Here is a 19,484-nt window from a genome sequence, read left to right as displayed (position 1 = left end):
TCGAATAGAGCGGGGCTCAGCTGTGAGTATGGATCACAGCTTGAGCCCGCTTCCGCCACTCGACACCTTGCGCGCCTTCGAGGCGGCGGCGCGCGCCGGCAGCTTTTCGGCGGCCGCCGAGGCCTTGAATCTCACCCATGGCGCGATCAGCCGGCAGATCGCCCGGCTGGAACATTGGCTCGGCCAGCGGCTGTTCGAGCGGGAGGCGCGTGGCGTGTCGCTGACGCCCGAGGGCGAGCGGCTGTTCGACAGCACGACCGAAGCCTTCGCCCTGATCGCCGAGACCTCGGACCGCTGGAGCGAGCCGCGCGGCGGCGCCACGGTGCGGCTGAATTCTCTGCCGTCGATCTGCGGGCTCTGGCTGATGCCGCGCCTGGCGCGGCTGGAAGCGGGCGATCCGCCGGCGCGCATCTCGTTCCGGATCGACCAGCGGCAGACCGAGCTCGGCGAGGGCAGCGATCTGGCGCTGCGCTGCGGCCGCGCCGGCGTGCCCGGGCGGGTCTCGGTCCAGCTGTTCGAGGAATGGTGCTTTCCCATCGCTTCGCCCGAGCTCGCCGGCAAGCTCGGCGGCACTGGGCCCGGGCGCATTCTGGCGGCGCCGCTGATCCATGATTCCTGCGCCTCGGCCTGGCGCGCCTGGCTCGGCAGCCAGGGCCTCGACTACCGGCCGCGCCCGCAGGACCGCCGTTTCGAGGATTACAGCCTGGTGCTCGACGCCGCCGCCCATGGCCTCGGCGTGGCGCTCGCCCGGCCGCCGCTCGCGCAGGCGCTCATTGATAGCGGCCGCGTGGTGGTGGTCGACCGTCAAACCGCACTCAACCCGTTCTCCTACTGGCTCGACCGAGCCCCCGGCGATGTCCGGCCCGCGGCCGCCGCCGTCGCCCGCCGGATCGGCGAAGAGGCGGGTGTTGCACCCGCGGCGATGGAGCGGTTCTTGAGGAGTGAGGGGCGGGGAGCTAACCCTCTCCCATAGGGAGAGGGTGGCGCCGTCAGGCGCCGGGTGAGGGGGCGTCCATTTCCGGATGGGGCGATATGCTCGACGCGCGTCGGCATCAGTTCTGAGGGCTTACGCCCCTCACCCGGCAGCTGACGCTGCCACCCTCTCCCTTTGGGAGAGGGTTTGTTTCGCTGCCTCGATCACGCCGGCGCGGTCACCCGTTCCTGGACCTCCGCCGGCGACGGCTTCGCCGCCTGCGCTTCCCTGGCATCGCCGTCGGCCGACGTGCTGCGCGCGAGCTGCGCGATGGCGGCCGCGACGCCGCCGGCGCCGTGCGGGATATTCAGGGCGTTCAGGGCCATTTCGATGGCGCTCAGGGTTCCCATCACCATGGGCGCGTTGACATGGCCCATATGGGCGATGCGGAACGCCTTGCCGGTCAGTTCGCCAATGCCGGAACCGAGCGTAACGCCGCAGACGGATTGGGTATATTTGGCGATCTTTTCCGGCTCGACGCCCTGGACCAGCACGGGCGTGACCGACGCGGCGCGCTGCGACGGCTCGATCACGTTGCAGGCGAGCACCTGGCCCTCGGCCCATTTGGAAACCGCGGCGTGGGTGGCTTCGGCGAGCAGCGCATGGCGGTGCCAGACGGCTTCCAGCCCTTCCTCCAGGATCATGTCGAGCGCCGCGCGCAGCGCGAACAGGAGATGCTCCGGCGGGGTGCCGCAATATTTCATGTAGTGCGGCGGCTGCTGGCGCGCGGTCCAGTCCCAGTAGAGCGTCTTCATCGTCGCGTGCTCATGCGCGCGATGGGCCTTGTCATTGGCCGCGACGAAGGCGAGGCCGGGCGGCGTCATCAAGCCCTTCTGCGCGGCGGTCATGGCGACATCGACGCCCCAGGCGTCCATCTCGAACCGCATGCAGCCGACCGAGGCGACGCCGTCGACCATGTAGAGCGCCGGATGGCCGGCGGCATCGATCGCCTTGCGCACCGCCCCGACGTCGTTGACGACGCCGGAGGCGGTGTCGATCTGGACCATCAGGACGGCCTTGATCTCGTGGTTCTTGTCGCGCCGGAGGCGCTCCTCGACCGCGGCGGGATCGACCGAAGCACGCCACGAGCCTTCGAGCACCTCGACGTCGGCGCCAATGAACTTGGCCATTTCGCCCCAGCCGATGGCGAACCGGCCGCTCGACAGCACCAGCACCTTGTCGCCGCGCGACAGCACATTGGTCAGCGCCGCCTCCCAGCCGCCATGGCCGTTGGCGGCGTAGATGTAGGTCCGGGACTTGGTGCGGAACACCTTGCGCAGATCGCCCAGCAGGCCGTCGGTCAGGTCGACCATGGCGCCGGTATAGATTTCCTCGGCCGGCCGGATCATCGCCTGCAGGACGCGATCCGGAATATTGGTCGGGCCGGGAATTGCGAGCAGGGCCCGGCCATTGGCGACACTCATGAACGACTCCCTTTGCCTGATGGCAGGCGCCTGTGGCGCCATCGGACCTCTGGACGGCCCGGCCGCGACTTCGATCGAGGCACCCCTTCTACCTGCGGCGAGGGGCGGCCGCTAGCCGAGCGCCGGCGGACCCGGCGCGCGTCCCGCTCATGGGAGAGGCCGCTATCCGAGCGCCATGCTGATGCGCCGCAGCGTCCGGATGAACTCGGCCTTCTGCTCCGGGCCGACGATGCGGTCGAGCTCGGCATCGTGTTCGGCGGCACGCGCGGTCAGTTCGGCGAGCAGGGCTTCGCCGGCCTCGGTCAGGTGCAAGGTATAGCTGCGCCGATCGTTGACCGCCCGGTCGCGCCTCACCAGGCCGCGCTTGACGAGGTCGTCGAGCGCCGGCGTGAGCGTCGACTTGTCCCGGCCGCTGGCGCGGCCGAGCGCCGTCTGGGTCAGGCCCGGATTCTCGCTGATCAGGGTCAGGATGGCGAAACGCCTGGGTTTCAGGTTGGCGTCGCCGACCCGCGCGGCGAAGGCTCGAAACGAGGCCTCCTGGGCGATGCGCAGGTGAAAACCGACGAGATTGCTCAAGGGGCCGAGCCGCACCGCGTCGTCGGACGGACCTTCGGCCTTGGCGATCGGCTCGGCCGGACGTTTGGCCATGGCAACCTCGACTGCGATTTCGCCCGGGGCGACAGGCCCCGGCGCGCGCCTTTCGGCGCAATCCCGGTTCATGAATCGCACGCGACATTCCACCGCGCAAGACGATCTTGACATGAACTGTCGGATATCAAACTATCCCGACAACCCGCTGGTGATCAAGTCATGTACACCGCCTCGACGGCCTTTCTCGAAGCCCTGGACGCCGCCGGCGTCTCCTATCTCTTCGCCAATCTCGGCAGCGATCATCCCGCCCTGGTCGAGGCCATGGCGGAGGCGCGCGCCCATGGCCGGCGCATGCCCACCATGGTCACCTGTCCGAACGAGATGGTGGCGCTCACCGCCGCCCAGGGCCACGCCCAGGTCTCGGGCCAGGCCCAGGCGGTCATCGTCCATGTCGAATGCGGCACCCAGTCGCTCGCCGGCGCCGTGCACAATGTCGCCAAGGCGCGGGTTCCGGTGCTGATCTTCGCCGGCGCCTCGCCGTTCACCCAGCATGGCGAGATGACCGGCAGCCGCAACGAGTTCATCCAGTGGATCCAGGATGTCCACGACCAGCGCGGGCTGGTGCGCGGCTACATGAAATATGACAACGAGTTCCGCACCGGCCGCAACATCAAGCAAGTGACCTGGCGGGCCCTGCAATTCGCTCATTCCGACCCCAAGGGGCCGGTCTATCTGATGGGCGCCCGCGAGGTGATGGAAGAGGTGGTGCCGCAGGTCGATGCCGATCCCGCCGACTGGGCGCCGATCTCGCCGGCGGCGCTGCCGCAGGGCGCCGTGCATGACCTCCTGACCGATCTCGCCGGCGCGCGCCGGCCGCTGATCGTCACCTCTTATCTCGGCCGCAACGTCAAGGCGGTGGCCGAGCTGCAGCGCCTGGTCGGGCCGCTCGCCATCGCCGTGCTGGAATCGGTGCCGAACGCGGTGAACCTGCCGCATGACGACCCGATGTATCAGGGCTGCCAATGGAACGAGCCGGTGCAGAACCCGCTGCTCGCCGAGGCCGACCTGGTGCTGGTGCTCGATTCCGACGTGCCCTGGATCCCGACCGTGTCGAAACCGCGTGCCGATGCCCGCATCTGGCATATCGACCTCGACCCGCTGAAGGAGCAGATGCCGCTCTGGTCGATCCCGGCACGCCGGGTGTTCCGCGCCCATGTCGAGACGGCGCTGGCGCAGCTCAACGAGGGCCTCGGCCGGATCCGGCTGGATGAAGCCAGAATCGCCGAGCGCCGCGCGCATTACACGGCATTGCACGAAGCGCGCTGGGCCAGGCTGAAGCGCCTGGAGGCCCGGCCGGCCAATGGCGCGATCACGGCCGAATATGTCACGGCCTGCGTCCGTGCCCATGTCGACGACCAGACCCTGGTGCTCAACGAGGGCATCACCAACTATCCCGTCGTGGTCAATCATATCGCGCCGCGGCGCGCCGGCCAGATGCTCAATTCCGGCGGCGGCAATCTCGGCTGGGCCGGCGGCGCCGCGATCGGCGCCAAGCTCGCCGATCCTGCCAAGACCGTCATCGCGCTCACCGGCGACGGCTCCTACATGTTCTCGCAGCCCTCCACCGTCCATTGGATGGCGCGGCAATACAAGACGCCGTTCCTGCAGGTGGTGTTCAACAACCGGGGCTGGCGCGCGCCGCGCTATTCGACGCTGGCCGTGCACCCTGAAGGTTATGCCAGCCGCTCCGACGATCTCGGCGTCGCCTTCGATCCGCCGCCTGACTATTCGGCGATCGCGGCCGCCGCCGGCGGCGCCTTCGCGCGCAAGGTCCAGTCGGTCGACGAGGTCGAGGAGGCGATTGCCGCCGGGCTGCATGCGGTCAGGACCGAAGGGCGCGCCGCCGTGCTCGACGTCTGGCTGCCGCATCTGATGGAAGGCTGATTTTCGGGGAAGCAGAGGCTCGATCCGCGACATCGAACGATTGCGGACGAAGGGTCAACAGGGAGGACGGGATGGCTATGAACAGAACACCTGCGCGCGCCGGCATCGGCCGCAGGCAACTCTTGGGGTCCGGGCTCGGCCTGACCATGGCGCTGGCGGCACCCGGCCTCGTCCGGGCGCAGGCCTGGCCTTCGCGCAATATCCGCATCGTCGTGGCCTTTCCGGCGGGCGGTGCCGCCGACATCGTGGCGCGGCAATTGACCGACCGGCTGACGGCCGAATGGGGCCAGGCGATCGTTGTCGAGAACCGCGCCGGCGCCGGCGGCAATCTGGCGGGCGCCGAGGTCGCGCGCAGCGACCCGGACGGCCACACGCTGCTGATCACCTCGAGTTCGGCGGCGATCAATCACCTGCTCTATGCGCGCATGCCCTTGGACAATTTCAAGGACCTCGCGCCGGTCACCATGGCGATCACCGTGCCCAATGTGCTGGTGGTGCCGGCCAATGCGCCGGACCGCTCGATCCAGGACGTGCTGGCGCGCGCCCGCGCCAATCCAGGCAAGCTGACCTATGGCTCGGCCGGCATCGGCACCTCGATCCACATGGCTGGCGAGCTGTTCAAATATCTCGCCAAGGTCGACATGGTGCACGCGCCTTATCGGGGCGCCGGGCCGGCCATGACCGACCTGATCGGCGGTCGCCTCGACATGATGTTCGACACGCTCACCGTCTCGGCGCCGCAAATTCGCGGCGGCCAGGTCCGGGCGCTCGGCGTCACCACCCGGGAGCCGCTGGCGTCCCTTGCCGGCGTGCCGCCGATCGCCAGTGTCTTGGCCGGTTACGAGATGCACTCCTGGTTCGGTTTCTTCGCCGCCGGCCAGACCCCGCCTGCCATCATCGACAGGCTTGCATCCGGGCTCAACCGGGCGTTGCTTAATCCCGACGTCGTCGCGCGCCTCGCCGACATGGCCTCGACCCCGGTCGGGACCGGTCCGAAACCGCTCGCCGACGCCATGCAGGCGGAGGTCAAGCTGTGGGAGCCGGTGATCAAGGCCGCCAATATCCGCATTTCCGAATAGCATTCGGTGCCGGGAAGGACGGGCCGGGGCGCGCGGCGCCCGGCCCGGAACCACAGAGAACAACGGCCAAAAGGCTCAAACCCCGAGGGAGGGACACCATGTCGGACATTCTGAAGCCAGACCGCCGCAGCCTGATCGGCGGCATCGCCGCCGCGACCGTGATCGGCGCGACCGGCGCCCGTGCGCAAGCTGCCGCGCCGGTCAAGATCGGCTTTTCGATCTCCAAGACCGGGCCGAATGCCGGCGGCGCCAGCGTCACGACGGCGCCGAACTACCAGCTCTGGGCCAAGACGGTGAACGATGCCGGCGGCCTCAATCTCGGCAGCGCGCGCCGGCCGGTCGAGCTGATCGAATATGACGACCGCTCGCAGTCGGAAGAGGCGGTGCGCAATGTCGAGCGGCTGATCAACCAGGACAAGGTCGATATCGTATTGCCGCCCTGGAGCACCGGGCTCAACCTCGCCGTCGGTCCCATCCTCAACCGTGCCGGCTATCCGCATCTGGCGGTCACCTCGGTGACCGAGCGCATTCCGGAACTGGCGCAGCGCTGGCCGAATGCCTTCTTTTTCCTCGGCCGTTCGTCGGCCGCCGCCGAGGCCCTGGTCACCAAGCTCCAGGCGCTACGCCAGTCCAACGGCCTCGGCGACACCGTGGCGCTCGTCTCGGTGCAGGATCAGTTCGGCATCGAGCTCGTCAACGTGGCGCGCCCGGCCCTGCTGAAGGCCGGTTTCAAGATCGTCATGGACCGCCAATATCCGCTCGGCAGCCAGGACCTGGCGCCGCTTGCGACTGAAGCCGCCAGGCTCAATCCGGAGATCTTCGTCGCCTTCTCCTATCCGCCCGACACGCTGGCGCTGACCGAACAGGCGCGTATCGCCAAGCTCAGCCCGAAAGTGTTCTACACCGCCGTCGGCACCGCCTTCCCGCTGTTCAAGCAGCGCTTCGGCGCCAATGCCGAGGGCATCATGGGCATTGGCGGGGTCGACACCGCCAGCCCGAAAATCCGCGACTATGTCGCTCGCCACATCCAGGTGGTCGGCCGGCCGCCGGATGGCTGGGCCTCGCCCGTCACCTATGCCTCGCTCGAGGTGCTGCAGCAGGCGATCGAACGCACCCGCGGCGTCGACCGGGCGGCCCTGATCAAGGAGATCGCCACGGGGTCGTTCGAGACCATTGTCGGCACCATCAAGATGCAGAACAACCAGCGTATCGAACAGGCCTGGGTCGGCCAGTGGCAAGGCGACCAGTTCGTCGCCGTCGGCCCGCCGGGCGTGGCCGGCGTGCAGCCGTCGAAATATCCGAAGCCCGCCTGGCAGGGGTGAATTTGGAGCGCGCGGGAAGGGGCGGCCCTTCCCGCGTTCTTCCGTAAACCGAGGTCACTGCGGATCGTTTCAGTTCACGGCGTCATCCCCGGCCGAGCGAGCCCGCCAGGGCGAGTGAGGGGAAGGGGATCCAGGAGTCGACACACCGCCCTGCAGCCCCTGGATCCCCTTCCCTTCCTTCGCTTCGCTCAGTCAGCCGGGGATGACGTATTGTGCTGTCGAACGGTCGCGAATGATCTCGCAGCAAAGATCACGGTGGCCCCTCACCAGCCTCCCCTGAAAGTGCAGTCCATGTCGCCTTGTCCTTCGCCTTCGCCGGGAAGCGGTTCCCATGTATCTCGTTGACGTCGTCCTTTCCGGTCTGGTGCTCGGCGGCATCTATGCGCTGATCGCCATGGGCCTGTCGCTGCAATATGGCGTCGCCCGGATCATGAACCTCGCCTATGGCGAGTTCACCATTGCCGCCGCCTTCGGCGCCTATGTGCTGTTCTCGCTCGCCGGCATCAATCCGATCCTGGCGCTGGCGGTGGTCATGCCGCTGTCCTTTGCGCTGAACTGGCTGATCTACCGCGTGCTGATGACGCCGCTGGTGCGTCGCGCGCCCAATGCCGGGGCGCTCGAGGTCGACACCATCCTGGCCACGTTCGGGCTCCTGTTCGTGGTCCAGGGCGTGCTGCTGGTGATCTTCGGCGGCACCTATTTCAGCTATTCCTATCTCGCCATTCCGGTCGAGGTGATCGGTTCGACCATTGCCGCCAACCGGCTCATGGCCGCCCTGATCGCGGTCGCGCTGGGGCTCGGCCTCTACCTGGTGCTGACCCGCACCCGCATCGGCACGGCCGTGCGCGCGGTCGCGGTCAATCCCGCCTCGGCGAGCCTGGTCGGCATCGACACCGCGGCCTATGCCGCCTTTGCCTTCGCGCTCGGCGGCGCCCTGGTCGCCGCCTCCGGCGTGCTGGTCTCGATGTTCCTGACCTTCAACGCCTCCATGGGGGTGGTCTTCACCATGAAGGCGCTGATCGTGGTCATCATGGGCGGCGTCGGCAATATTCTCGGCTGCCTGGCGGCCGGCCTGCTGCTCGGCCTCGCCGAGGCGCTGGGCGGCGCCTTCATCGATACCGGCCTGACGCTCGCCATCAATTTCGCCCTGTTCCTCACCGTGCTCCTGATCAAGCCGACCGGCCTGTTCGGAAAGGCCGCGCGATGACCGCCGCCAGGCTCACGGCACCGCTTCTCGTCCTGGCCGTCGCGGCACCGCTGGCGCCCTTGCCGCTGGTCATCGATGCCTATTGGCAGTCGCTCGCCATCAACATCCTGATGTATGGGGCGCTCGCCACCGCCTGGGCGCTGTTCTCCGGTCCGACCCGTTACGTCTCGCTGGCGACCGTCGCCTTTTTCGGCCTCGGCGCCTATACGATGGCCTTTCTCGGCGAGACCTTGCCCTGGCAGGCGGTGCTCGCGGTGGCGGCGGTGATCGGCGCGCTGGTCGCATCCATCGTCGGCCTGTCGACGCTGCGCCTGTCGGGCGTCTATTTCGTCATCTTCACCTTCGGGCTCGCCGAACTCGTGCGCCAGCTGGTCACCTGGGGCGAAGCGAAATTCGGCGGCACGGTCGGCCGCTTCATCTTCGTCGACATCACCCAGCGCGACATCTACTGGCTGCTGCTCGGGCTTTGCGTGGTGATCTTCCTGACCGGCATCGGGATCGGCCGCTCCCGGCTCGGCTGGGCGCTGCGCGCCATTGGCGAGGACGAGACGGTCGCCCGCCATTCCGGTGTCGACGCGACCCGCGCCAAGGTCCTGGTCTTCGTCGTCAGCGCCACCTTCATGACCGTCGTCGGGGCGATCATGGCGCCACGCTGGACCTATATCGACCCGACCATCGCGTTTAATCCGATCGTCTCGTTCCAGGTGCTGATCATGGCCTTGCTCGGCGGCGCGGGGCGGCTCTACGGCCCGCTGCTCGGGGTCATCCCGCTGGTGCTGCTGTTCGAGCTCCTGTCGGCCAATTTCCCGAATTATTTCTCGATCCTGCTCGGCCTCACCTTCCTCGGCGTCGTCTATTTCGTGCCCGACGGCGTCGCCGGCCTCATCGGCAGGCGCGGCCGGACCACCGGCAATGCGACCAAGAGCGCGGCCCGCCGCGCCCATCCGGCGGAGTGAGGTCATGGCCGCCCTCATCGAAATCTCCGGACTGTCCAAGGCCTTTGGCGGCCTGCGTGCGGTCGACGGCTTCAGCGCCAGTGTCGGCCGCGGCGAGGTGGTCGGCCTGGTCGGGCCGAACGGTTCGGGCAAGACCACCGCGCTCAACCTGATCACCGGCAATCTCCCGGCCGATGACGGCATCATCCGCTTCGACGGCCGTCGGATCGAGGCGGCCCCAGCCCACCGCATCACCAGAGCCGGCATCGCCCGCACCTTCCAATTGGTCCGGGTCATGCCGTCGATGACCATTGCCGAAAATGTCGCCGTCGGCGCGATCTTCGGCGCCGCCCCGTGCCGCCCGGCCGAGGCCATGGCCCGGGCCGTGCCGCTGCTTGCCCGCGTCGGCCTCGGCGCCAGGGCCGGCGAGCCCGCGGCGAGCCTCACCTATATCGACCAGAAGCGGCTGGAGCTGGCACGCGCGCTCGCCGGCCAGCCGTCGCTGCTGCTGCTCGACGAATGGCTCGCCGGCCTCAATCCGACCGAGCTCACGGAGGGCATCGCGCTGATCCGCGCGATCGCCGGCGACGGCATTTCCATCATCATGGTCGAACATGTGATGGATGCGATCCGGGCCCTCTGCGACCGCTGCATCGTCATGAATGCCGGCCGCAAGATCGCCGAGGGCACGCCCGCCGAGGCGCTGGCCGAGCCGGCCGTGGTCAAGGCCTATCTCGGAGACGACGATGCTTGAGGTCTCCAGACTGTCGGCGGCCTATGGCCCGCATGTCGCCATCGACGATATCACGATCGTGGTGGGGGCCGGCGAGACGGTCGCCATTCTCGGCTCCAACGGCGCCGGCAAGTCGACCTTGCTCAAGGCCATTGCCGGACTGGTGCCGGCTGCCGAGACGACGGCGATCCGGCTGAACGGGCTGGCTTTGCACCGGGCCTCGCCCCACGCCATCGTCGAGGCCGGTATCGCCCTGGTCCCGGAAGGGCGCGGCATTTTCGCCGACCTGACGGTGCGCGAGAACCTGAGCCTGGGCGCCTTCCCGAAGCGCGCCCGCGCCGGCGAGGCGCGCGCCCTCGACCAGGTGCTGGCGCTGTTTCCCAGGTTGAAGGAGCGGCTCGGCCAGCAGGTTCGCACCATGTCGGGCGGCGAGCAGCAAATGGTCGCCATCGGCCGCGCGCTGATGTCGAAGCCGGATCTCCTGATGCTCGACGAGCCCTCGCTCGGCCTGTCGCCCCTGATGACCAGCGAATTGTTCAAGGCGCTGGACCAGGTCAAGCAGGCCGGCATGGCCATCCTGCTGGTCGAGCAGAACGCCAGGAAGAGCCTGAAGCTCGCCGACCGCGCCTATCTCATCGCCAATGGCCGGATCGTCGGCGAAGGGCCGGCCGGTCAGCTCGCCGAGGATCCGAAGGTCGTTTCCGCCTATCTCGGCGGCGCGCCGCGGCCGGCGCTTTCGCCTCCACCGTCGCCGCTGTTTCAAGCCTCATTGCCGAAAACCCGATATGACGCGCCGAAGCCGGCGCAAAGCTCCAAGGAGACCGTCATGAAACACGTCAATCTGATGATCGATGCCCACGAGGTCGGCGCCGCCGACGGCCGCACCTTCGACCGGCTCGATCCCTTGACCGGTTCGGTGGCGACCCGCGCGGCGGCCGCCACCGTTTCCGACGCGATCTCCGCCGTCGACGCCGCCGCGGCCGCCTTCGTCACCTGGTCGCAGACCGGGCCGAACGAGCGCCGCGCCAAGCTTTTCGCCGCCGCCGACCTGATGCAGGCGCGCGCCGAGGAGTTCGTCCAGTCGATGATGACGGAGACCGGCGCGACCCGTGGCTGGGCCATGTTCAATGTCATGCTCGCCGCCGGCATGTTGCGCGAGGCCGGCGCCATGACCACCCAGATCACCGGCGACGTCATTCCCACCGACAAGCCGGACAATCTGGCGCTGGCCGTCCGTCAGCCGGTCGGCGTCATCCTCGGCATCGCGCCCTGGAACGCCCCGGTCATCCTGGGTGTGCGGGCGCTCGCCATGCCGCTGGCCTGCGGCAATACGGTGGTGTTCAAGGCCTCGGAGATCTGCCCGGCGACCCACCAGCTGATCGGCACCGTGCTGCGTGATGCCGGCTTGCCGGCGGGCACCGTCAATATCGTCACCAACGCGCCCGCCGACGCCGCCAAGGTGGTCGAGACGCTGATCGCCCATCGGGCGGTGAAACGCATCAATTTCACCGGCTCGACCCATGTCGGCCGGATCATCGCCGAGACCGCCGCGCGCTATCTCAAACCCGTCCTGCTCGAGCTCGGCGGCAAGGCGCCGCTGGTCGTTCTCGACGATGCCGACCTCGACGAGGCGGTCAAGGCCGCGGCCTTCGGCGCCTTCATGAACCAGGGCCAGATCTGCATGTCGACCGAGCGGATCGTCGTCGACGCCAAGGTCGCCGACGCCTTTGTCGAGAAATTCGCGGCAAAAGCGAAGTCATTGCCTTATGGCGATCCGCGCTCCGGCAATGTCGTGCTCGGTTCGCTGGTTTCGGCCGATGCAGCCCAGCGCGTCAAGGACCTGGTCGACGAGGCCGCGGCCAAGGGCGCGACGCTCGCGAGCGGCGGCACGCTCGACGGCACGGTGATGCCGGCGACCATTGTCGACCACGTCACGCCGTCCATGCGCATTTATGGCGAGGAGAGCTTCGGCCCCGTCGTGACCGTGGTCCGCGTCTCCGGCGACGAGGAGGCGATCCGCGTCGCCAACGACACCGAATATGGCCTGTCGTCGGCGGTGTTCTCGCGCGACATCGCCCGCGCGCTCGGCGTCGCCAAGCGCATCGAAGCCGGCATCTGCCACATCAATGCGCCGACCGTTCACGACGAGGCGCAGATGCCCTTCGGCGGCATGAAATCCTCCGGCTATGGCCGCTTCGGCGGCAAGGCCGGCATCGACGCCTTCACCGAACTGCGCTGGATCACCATCCAGACCGGGCCACGGCATTATCCGTTCTGAGGGGACGCGGAATCGAGAGCTGAGCTCGAAGCGAAAGGCCCAACGCGACCGACCCTCTCCCTCTGGGAGAGGGTTGATTCATCTGCGCTTTTTCTTTCCTTGGCGATGCCGGTGGCTCCGCCGCCAGCCTCATCCCCCTCACGCCCGCCGGGTCCTCGTCTCTCCCACCCCGATCCGCGCGAGATAATCCATCTTGCTGAACCGCATATGGTCGACGCAGAGCTGCGCCAGCGCCCAGCTGTCGCTGCCCTTCAGCAGCGCGATCATGATGTCGTGCTGCTGGCGCGAGATCCGCAGGCCTTCCGTGTCGGCGAGGTTCTTGGCCCGCATCGGCAAGGTCAGGCCCATATAGTCCTGGATCGAGCGGACGAGATAGGGATTGCCGCAGGCCGCAAACAGCGCGATGTGGAAGGCGTCATTGGTCTCGTGCATCCGGCGAAGGTCGCCGCTGTCGCCATGGCGGCAATAGGCCTCCTGCAGCACGGTCAGCCGGTCGATCAGGTCGGGCGGCGCCGGTAGCGGGATCATCAGCGCCGCCTGGCGCGTCAGCATCTCGCGCACCTCGTAGATCTGGTTCACCTCCTCGGCCGAATAGGACGAGACGGTGGCGCCGACATTCTTTTCGCGCCGGACCACGCCGGTGCGTTCCAACTGGGCCAGGGCCTGGCGAATGAAGTGCCGGCTCGCGCCGTAGCGCGCCATCAGCACGTCCTCGACCAGGCGCAACCCCGGCGCCAGCCGCCCGAAGATGATGTCGTCCTCGAGCTGCCTCAGCACCTCCGCCTGCCCGTCGCGGCGGGCGCCGAGACCATCCTGATCCGTGTCGGTTTCCATCAGACCGCGCTCATGAGTCCCGGTCCCTGTCCGTGGCCCTGTCGACCAGCCGGGTCTGCCTCCGTCGCAGCGGACCTTATGGCCGGACATCCGCATGAGGCATCGAGATTGTCAATAATCATGGCGATTTTTGCGCGACGATACCGGTGCGATCCGCGTCATGGCCTCATATCATTGACAATACCACCCCCTTGGCCAAGGGTGCGGCCGACACGCCATGATCGCGGCGAGGGAGGCCGGAATGACCAAGGGACTGCGCAAGGGGCTGACGAGTTATGGCGATGCGGGGTTCTCGCTGTTCCTGCGCAAGGCCTTCATCAAGGCCGCCGGCTATTCCGATGATGCGCTGGACCGGCCGATCGTCGGCATCACCAATACCCACAGCGACTACAATCCCTGCCATGGCAACGTGCCGCAGCTGATCGAGGCGGTGAAGCGCGGGGTCATGCTGGCCGGCGGCATGCCCATGGTGTTCCCGACTATTTCGATCGCCGAGAGCTTCGCCCATCCGACCTCGATGTTCCTGCGCAACCTGATGGCCATGGACACCGAGGAAATGGTCCGCGCCCAGCCGATGGATTCGGTGGTGGTGATCGGCGGCTGCGACAAGACCCTGCCGGCCCAGATCATGGCGGCGGCGAGCGTCGACCTGCCGACCATCGTGGTGCCGGTCGGGCCCATGGTGGTCGGCCATCACAAGGGCGAGGTGCTCGGCGCCTGCACCGACTGTCGCAGGCTCTGGGGCCAGCACCGGGCCGGCGAGATCGACGAAGACGAGATCGAGATCGTCAACGGCCGGCTGGCGCCGTCGGTCGGCACCTGCATGGTCATGGGCACGGCCTCGACCATGGCCTGCGTCACCGAGGCGCTCGGCCTGTCCTTGCCGATGAGCGCGTCGATCCCCGCGCCCCATGCCGAGCGCATCCGCTCGGCGGAAGCGAGCGGCCGGCGCGCCGCCGAGATGGCGGTAAGCGGGGGGCCGCGCCCGAGCGAGCTGCTGACGCCAGCCGCTTTCCGCAACGCCGCCGTCGTCATGCAGGCCATTGGCGGCTCGACCAATGGCGTCATCCATCTCTCGGCCATCGCCAACCGCACCGCGCACAAGCTCGACCTCGACATTTTCGACACGCTCGGCCGCAAGGTGCCCGTGCTGGTCGACCTGAAGCCGTCGGGCGCCCACTACATGGAACATTTCCACCATGCCGGTGGCGTGCCGAAACTGTTGAAGCAGCTCGGCGATCTCATCGACCTCGACGCCATGACGGTGTCTGGCCAGACGCTGCGCGAGATCGCGGCCGGAGCCGAGGACGTGCCCGGCCAGGACGTCATCCGGCCGCGCGACAATCCGATCAAGCCCGAGGGGGCGATGGCGGTCCTGAGCGGCAACCTGGCGCCGCGCGGCGCCATCATCAAGCACGCCGCGGCAACCCCGCGGCTGTTGCAGCATACCGGCCGTGCCGTGGTGTTCGAATCGGTCGAGGACATGACCAACCGGGTCGACGACCCCGATCTCGACGTGACGGCCGACGACGTGCTGGTGCTGCGCAATGCCGGGCCGAAGGGCGCGCCGGGCATGCCCGAAGCCGGCTATCTGCCGATCCCCAGGAAACTCGGCCGCCAGGGCGTGAAGGACATGGTGCGCATTTCCGACGCCCGCATGAGCGGCACGGCCTTCGGCACCATCGTGCTGCACATGACGCCGGAATCGGCGGTCGGCGGCCCGCTGGCGCTGGTTCGCTCCGGCGACATGATCCGGCTCGACGTCGAGGGCCGGCGCATCGACCTTTTGGTCGACGAGGCCGAGTTGGCCAAGCGCCAGGCGGCATTGCCGGTGACGCCGACACCGGCCTGGGCCAGGCGCGGCTACGCCAAGCTGTTCCACGAAACCGTGCTGCAAGCCGACGAAGGCTGCGATTTCGACTTCATGGTCGAGCGCGGGGAGGGGTAGGGCAGGGCGTTCCGGATTTATGCAGGACCGTCCCCCGAAGTGAAAGGCTCGACGCGACCGACCCTCTCCCGAAGGGAGAGGGTGGCGCCGTCAGGCGCCGGGTGAGGGGTCGTCCATTTCCGAATGGGGCGGCACGCCGCGTGAGCGTCGGCAACAGTTCTGAGAGTCTACGCCCCTCACCCGCCCGCTGACGCGGGCACCCTCTCCCTTTGGGAGAGGGTTTGCGCGCGCTCGGCCCTTACTGTTCTAGCCGTCACCCTTTGCCAGCCTGCCACCCATCTGTCCTCGCCGGCCTTCCGCCCAAACCCACCCCATCCCCCCAAATTGCCGCTTGACGAAATCCGCTCTCGCTGCTGCTATTGACTAACTGGTTAGTTTACGAGGGCCCGATGGCAGCCGATCACCGAACTCAGCGCGTCCGGGTCGCGGTCGATATTGGCGGGACCTTTACCGATATCGCGCTGTCGACCGAGGACGGGCTGGTCCATGAGAGCAAGATCTCGTCGACGCCGGACGATCCGAGCCGCGCGGTGGTCGAGGGCCTCGCCCAGCTCCTGGCCGAACTCTCGATCGCGCCGTCCGCGGTCGCCGAGATCCTCCACGGCACGACGGTCGGCTCCAACACCATCCTGCAGCGCTCGGGTGCGAAGACCGGCCTGATCACCACCCGCGGCTTTCGCGACGTGCTGGAAATCGGCCGTATCCGCATGCCCGACATGTTCGATCTGACCTGGGAAAAACCAAAGCCGCTGGTGCCGCGCCGGCACCGCATGGAGGTGACGGAACGGCTCGCCGGCGACGGCTCGGTGGTCGAGCCGCTCTCCGAGGCCGATGTGATCGCCGCCGGCCGGGCGCTGGTCGACGAGGGCATCGAGGCGGTCGGCATCGCCTTCATCAACAGCTATCGCAACGCCGCGCACGAAAAGCAGGCGGAAGCCATCCTGCAGCGGCATTTCCCGCAATTGCTCACCACCACCTCCTGCGCCGTCCTGCCGGAGATGAAGGAATATGAGCGCACCAGCACGACGGTGGTGAACGCCTATTTGCTTTCCGCCATGCGCGCCTATCTGCAGAGGCTGGAAAGCGGCCTGCGCGACATCGGCATCGCCGCGCCGATCCTGGTGATGACCTCCAATGGCGGCATGCTGGCCGCCGCCGCCACCTGCGAGAAGCCTGTGCTGGTCGTCGCCTCCGGCCCCGCCGGCGGGGTGATCGGCGCTGCCCGTCTCGGCCTTGCCCGCAACGAGCGCGACATCATCGTCTTCGACATGGGCGGCACCACCGCCAAGGCTGTCATCATCGAGGACGGCCGGCCGACCATGACCTCGGAATATGAGTTTCGCGACGGCATGTCGGCCTCCAGCCGCTTCATCAAGGCCGGCGGCTACATGCTGAAAGTGCCGGCCATCGATATTGCCGAGGTCGGCGCCGGCGGCGGTTCCATGGCCGGCATCGACAAGGGCGGCCTCCTGGTGGTCGGCCCGCAATCGGCCGGCGCCGTGCCGGGCCCGGCCTGCTACGGCCTCGGCAATGACCGCCCGACGGTGACCGACGCCAATGTGGTGCTCGGTTTCGTCAATGCCGAACAATTGGCCGGCGGCCGGCTCGCCATCGACCGGCGGCTGTCGGAAAAGGCGGTGGATGCCCATGTCGGCACGCCGCTCGGCCTCGACACGGCGGAAGCCGCCCACGGCATCCGCGCGGTCGCCAATGCCGCCATGGCGCGCGCCATTCGCGCGGTCACCGTCGAGCGCGGCCGCGATCCGCGCGACCTCACCTTGATGGCCTTTGGCGGCAATGGCGGTGTCCATGCCCCCGATCTCGCCCGCCAGCTCGGCATTCCCCGGGTGGTCGTGCCGCCCTTGTCGGGCATTTTCTGCGCGGTCGGCATGCTCGCCTCCGATATCGAACATACCGGGCTCGCCACCGTCACCCGGCCGCTCGCCGCCATGACGCCGGCCGAGCTGAAGGGGCTGAAAGACGTGCTTCAGGCCGATGTGGGGGCAAGGCTGACCCAGGACGGTTATCCCACCGAGCGCAGCGAATTCCTCTGGGAGGCCGACCTTCGCCACGAGGGCCAGGCGACCGAGCTGACCGTGCCCTTTGCCGGCGAGGATCTCGACATGATCCGCGAGCGCTTCGTCGCCGAATACTTCAAGACCTATGGCTACCGCGACACCACCCCGATCGAGCTGATGAAGCTGCGCGTCATCGGCCGGGGCCTGCGCGAAAGCCGGCTGGACTTCGCCGACATGAAGATCGCCCACCGGCCGGGCGCGGCCAAGACCCGCACCCGCGAGGTCGCCTTCGCCCGCGGCGACAGGCCGGTGGCTGTCGATATCGTCACCCGTGCCGCGATCGGCGCCGAACCACGGCAGGGTCCCGTGATCATCGAGGAATATGACGCCACCATTGTCGTGCCGCCGGATGCCCGTGTGCATCGCGACGCCATCGGCTGCATCGTGCTGGAATTCGGAGCCTGACGATGAAAGTCGATCCCATCACCTTCGCGGTCATCAAGAGCGGCCTCGATTCCATCGCCGACGAAATGGCCTATACCGTGGTGCGCATCGCGCGCTCCGAGATCGTCAAGGACGTCATGGATTTCTCGGCGGCGATCTGCGCCGGCGACGGCCAGATGGTGGCCCAGGCCAAGACCATCGCCCAGCATCTCGGCGCCATTCCCGAGGCGATGCAGTCTGTGCTGTCGACCTTCGGCGACGACCTGCATGACGGCGACGTGGTGATCATGAACGATCCCTATCACGGCGGCATGCACCTGCCCGACATCTTCATGTTCGTGCCGATCTTCCATGGCGGCAAGCGCCGCGCCTTCGCGGTGGTGATCTGTCATCACACCGATGTCGGCGGCCGGGTGCCCGGCTCGAACGCCTCGGACTCGACCGAGATCTATCAGGAAGGCCTGCGCATTCCGCCCTTGAAGCTCTACGATCGCGGTGTGCTCAACACCACGCTCGAGACCATGATCAAGATCAATGTCCGCGTGCCGGACCGGGTCTGGGGCGATCTCTCCGCGCAATTCGCCGCCGCCCAGGTCGGCAAGCGTGGGCTCGACAAGCTGATGCAGCGCTACGGTGCCGACGATGTCGACACCTATATGCAGGAACTGCTCGATTACGCGGAACGGCTGACCCGCCAGGAGATCAAGACCTGGCCGCGCGGCACCTATCGTTTCACCGACTATATCGACGACGACGGCTTCTCCGACAGGCCGATCCCGATCAACGTGGCGATCACCGTGCGCGACGACGGCACGCTGTTCGTCGACTACACGGGCTCGTCGCCACAGGTGAAGGGCGCGCTCAATTCGACGCTCAGCTTCACCCATTCGCTGACCTATCTCAGCGTGCGCTGCGTGCTGGCGCGCGACATCCCCAACAATGTCGGCATGTTCCGCTGCGTCGAGGTCAAGGCGCCCGAGGCTTCCGTCTTGAACCCGGTCATGCCGGGCCCCTGCGCGGCGCGCGCGCTGACCGGCTACCGGGTGTTCGACACGATGCTCGGGGCGCTCTCCAAGATCGTCCCGGACAAGGTGCCGGCGGCCGGCGAGGGCGGCAACAGCGTCATCTGCATCAGTGGGCTGAGGCCCAACCGCCAGCCCTTCATCATTGTCGACATGATCTGCGGCGCCTGGGGCGGCCGGCCCGACAAGGACGGGCTGGAAGCCGTGACCAATGCCTCGCAGAACCTCTCCAACATGCCGGTCGAGGTGATGGAAGCCGAGCATCCCGTACGCATCGAGGATTACGGCTTCGTCACCGACAGCTGTGGCGCCGGGCACTGGCGCGGCGGCGTCGGCATCCGCCGCTCCTATCGCATCCTGGCGCCCGAGGCGCTGCTGCAGATGCGCACCGACCGGGTCAAGTTCCGGCCCTATGGCCTGGCCGGTGGCGAGCCCGGCGGGCCTTCGCGCAATGCCATGGAGGTCGGCGGCGTCTGGCAGGACCTGCCGGGCAAGATCACCACGACGGTCAACCAGGGCACGCTCATCGTCCACGAGCAGGCCGGCGCCGGCGGTTTCGGCGATCCCCTGACGCGTGATCCCGACCTGGTCCGCGAGGACCTGATCGACGGCAAGATCACCGCGGCCTTCGCCGCGCGCCACTACGCCGTGCTGTTCGCCGACGGCCAGGCGGTCGACCTTGCCGGCACCGAGCGCCTGCGTGCCGATCGCGCCTCGGCGCGGGGGGCCTGA

14 protein-coding genes and 1 pseudogene are annotated in these 19,484 nt (G+C 67.9%); 12 read left to right on the top strand and 3 right to left on the bottom strand.

Translation table 11 applies throughout. The features are described 5' to 3' along the window. The first annotated feature begins 28 nt into the window (after nucleotides 1-28). Nucleotides 29-973 carry a LysR family transcriptional regulator gene (locus tag AC07WJ_RS32550; protein ID WP_494938878.1) on the top strand — a complete coding sequence of 315 codons (945 nt, stop codon included), beginning with the start codon at nucleotides 29-31 and terminating at the stop codon, nucleotides 971-973. A gap of 164 nt (nucleotides 974-1,137) precedes the next feature. Here the strand turns inward: AC07WJ_RS32550 and AC07WJ_RS32545 are convergent, their stop codons facing one another. Beyond that, nucleotides 1,138-2,397 carry a pyridoxal-phosphate-dependent aminotransferase family protein gene (locus AC07WJ_RS32545; RefSeq protein WP_494938877.1) on the bottom strand — a complete coding sequence of 420 codons (1,260 nt, stop codon included), beginning with the start codon at nucleotides 2,395-2,397 and terminating at the stop codon, nucleotides 1,138-1,140. A gap of 162 nt (nucleotides 2,398-2,559) precedes the next feature. Continuing rightward, nucleotides 2,560-3,045 carry a MarR family winged helix-turn-helix transcriptional regulator gene (locus AC07WJ_RS32540; RefSeq protein WP_494938876.1) on the bottom strand — a complete coding sequence of 162 codons (486 nt, stop codon included), beginning with the start codon at nucleotides 3,043-3,045 and terminating at the stop codon, nucleotides 2,560-2,562. Between the two features lie 162 nt (nucleotides 3,046-3,207). On the opposite strand from AC07WJ_RS32540, the gene AC07WJ_RS32535 reads away from it, so the two are divergent. The 8 genes and pseudogenes from AC07WJ_RS32535 to AC07WJ_RS32500 all read left to right on the top strand — a co-directional run bounded on the left by AC07WJ_RS32535 (nucleotide 3,208) and on the right by AC07WJ_RS32500 (nucleotide 12,486). After that, complete coding sequence (locus AC07WJ_RS32535) at nucleotides 3,208-4,932, top strand: thiamine pyrophosphate-requiring protein (protein ID WP_494938875.1); 1,725 nt, start codon at nucleotides 3,208-3,210, stop codon at nucleotides 4,930-4,932. Between the two features lie 77 nt (nucleotides 4,933-5,009). Continuing rightward, nucleotides 5,010-6,011: a Bug family tripartite tricarboxylate transporter substrate binding protein gene (locus AC07WJ_RS32530; RefSeq protein ID WP_494938874.1), complete on the top strand. Its 1,002-nt coding sequence runs from the start codon at nucleotides 5,010-5,012 to the stop codon at nucleotides 6,009-6,011. Nucleotides 6,012-6,109: 98 nt separating this feature from the next. After that, nucleotides 6,110-7,333 carry an amino acid ABC transporter substrate-binding protein gene (locus AC07WJ_RS32525; protein WP_494938873.1) on the top strand — a complete coding sequence of 408 codons (1,224 nt, stop codon included), beginning with the start codon at nucleotides 6,110-6,112 and terminating at the stop codon, nucleotides 7,331-7,333. Nucleotides 7,334-7,664: 331 nt separating this feature from the next. Next, nucleotides 7,665-8,540 carry a branched-chain amino acid ABC transporter permease gene (locus AC07WJ_RS32520; RefSeq protein WP_494938872.1) on the top strand — a complete coding sequence of 292 codons (876 nt, stop codon included), beginning with the start codon at nucleotides 7,665-7,667 and terminating at the stop codon, nucleotides 8,538-8,540. Beyond that, nucleotides 8,537-9,496 (top strand): branched-chain amino acid ABC transporter permease, encoded by a 960-nt coding sequence (locus tag AC07WJ_RS32515; RefSeq protein WP_494938871.1) that lies wholly within the window; start codon nucleotides 8,537-8,539, stop codon nucleotides 9,494-9,496. The genes AC07WJ_RS32520 and AC07WJ_RS32515 overlap by 4 nt, the downstream gene beginning before the upstream one ends. Before the next feature lie 4 nt (nucleotides 9,497-9,500). After that, complete coding sequence (locus AC07WJ_RS32510; protein ID WP_494938870.1) at nucleotides 9,501-10,229, top strand: ABC transporter ATP-binding protein; 729 nt, start codon at nucleotides 9,501-9,503, stop codon at nucleotides 10,227-10,229. Then, nucleotides 10,138-10,698 (top strand): annotated as a pseudogene (locus AC07WJ_RS32505) (ABC transporter ATP-binding protein); the annotation flags it as partial. The gene AC07WJ_RS32510 and the pseudogene AC07WJ_RS32505, both read left to right, overlap by 92 nt. Nucleotides 10,699-11,034: 336 nt before the next feature. Continuing rightward, on the top strand, nucleotides 11,035-12,486 hold the full coding sequence (locus tag AC07WJ_RS32500) for an aldehyde dehydrogenase (protein ID WP_494938947.1): 1,452 nt from the start codon (nucleotides 11,035-11,037) through the stop codon (nucleotides 12,484-12,486). 138 nt (nucleotides 12,487-12,624) lie between these two features. Here AC07WJ_RS32500 and AC07WJ_RS32495 read toward each other — a convergent pair whose 3' ends face one another. After that, complete coding sequence (locus tag AC07WJ_RS32495) at nucleotides 12,625-13,320, bottom strand: GntR family transcriptional regulator (protein WP_494938869.1); 696 nt, start codon at nucleotides 13,318-13,320, stop codon at nucleotides 12,625-12,627. Nucleotides 13,321-13,561: 241 nt separating this feature from the next. On the opposite strand from AC07WJ_RS32495, the gene AC07WJ_RS32490 reads away from it, so the two are divergent. From AC07WJ_RS32490 to AC07WJ_RS32480, 3 genes are all read left to right on the top strand, one after another. Continuing rightward, the gene (locus AC07WJ_RS32490; protein ID WP_494938868.1) at nucleotides 13,562-15,268 is read left to right on the top strand and encodes an IlvD/Edd family dehydratase; all 1,707 of its coding nucleotides are present in this window, start codon (nucleotides 13,562-13,564) and stop codon (nucleotides 15,266-15,268) included. A 389-nt stretch (nucleotides 15,269-15,657) separates the two neighbouring features. Beyond that, nucleotides 15,658-17,751, top strand: a complete 2,094-nt coding sequence (locus AC07WJ_RS32485; RefSeq protein WP_494938867.1) for a hydantoinase/oxoprolinase family protein — start codon at nucleotides 15,658-15,660, stop codon at nucleotides 17,749-17,751. A 2-nt stretch (nucleotides 17,752-17,753) separates the two neighbouring features. Beyond that, entirely contained in the window at nucleotides 17,754-19,484 is a 1,731-nt protein-coding gene (locus tag AC07WJ_RS32480; RefSeq protein ID WP_494938866.1) for a hydantoinase B/oxoprolinase family protein, read from the top strand.

The sequence above is a fragment of the Phreatobacter sp. GW821-FHT04C01 genome (assembly GCF_059420385.1).
The sequence above is the reverse complement of the archived record's forward strand: the minus strand, read 5'-3'. Positions and strand labels throughout refer to the sequence as shown.